The organism is Gluconacetobacter dulcium (genome assembly GCF_014174165.1).
Classification (GTDB): Bacteria; Pseudomonadota; Alphaproteobacteria; order Acetobacterales; family Acetobacteraceae; genus Gluconacetobacter; species Gluconacetobacter dulcium.
On sequence record NZ_JABEQN010000067.1, the window covers coordinates 1 to 886 of the forward strand.

Here is an 886-nt window from a genome sequence, read left to right on the forward strand (position 1 = left end):
CCCCATCCTCTGGCCGTCCCTATGGATTGGCGGCAGTCTGCCGGATGTGGAACATCAGTCGGGCGACACTCTATCGACACAGGACACCTGCGTCGGCGAGACCGGAGCCACGGCGGCGCGGCCCGACAGGCCCCATGCCAGACGCCGAACTGGTCGAGCGCATCCGTGCGACCCTCTCCGCCAGTCCGTTCCATGGTGAGGGACACCGCAAGATCTGGGCAAGATTGCGGGTCGCGGGCGTGCGCACGTCCCGTCGCCGGACGCTACGCCTGATGCGCGAAAACGATCTGCTCGCCCCCTCGCGGACCGGCGCGCCGAAGGGACCGCGCAACCATGACGGCACCATCATCCCGGATGCCATCGACGTCATGTGGGGCACCGACATGACCACGACATGGACGCAGGAAGGTCAGAGCGCTGTGTTCATTGCCATCGATCATCACAGCGGTGAATGCACGGGCATCCATGCAGCCAGACGCGGCACCCGCTTCGAAGCGCTGGAGCCGATACGACAGGGCGTGCGGCGCTACTTCGGCGTGTTTGCCGAAAAAGTAGCAACCGGCCTGTCCCTGCGCCACGATCACGGTAGCCAGTACATGTCAGATGACTTCCAAAACGAAATCCGCTTCCTGGGCATCGCAAGCTCACCAGCGTTCGTCCGTGCCCCCGAGGGTAACGGATGTGCCGAGCGTTTCATCCGGACGCTCAAGGAAAACCTGCTCTGGGTCCAGACCTTCGAAACCATCGAGGATCTACGCCAGGCTCTGCTGGAATTCCGTGACCTATACAACGAAATCTGGCTGCTCGAACGGCACGGATTCATGTCTCCCAACGCAGTCCGAGCCAAGGCTCTGGCCAATGCGGCTATCGCCGCTTAGGCTTCAAC

Annotated in this window: 1 protein-coding gene; it reads left to right on the forward strand. The window is 62.8% G+C overall.

The annotated features are described in order from the left end of the window. Positions 1–878: DDE-type integrase/transposase/recombinase (locus tag HLH25_RS19905; RefSeq protein ID WP_182975733.1), on the forward strand; the 878-nt coding region annotated here is incomplete at its 5' end. Positions 879–886 lie beyond the last annotated feature (8 nt).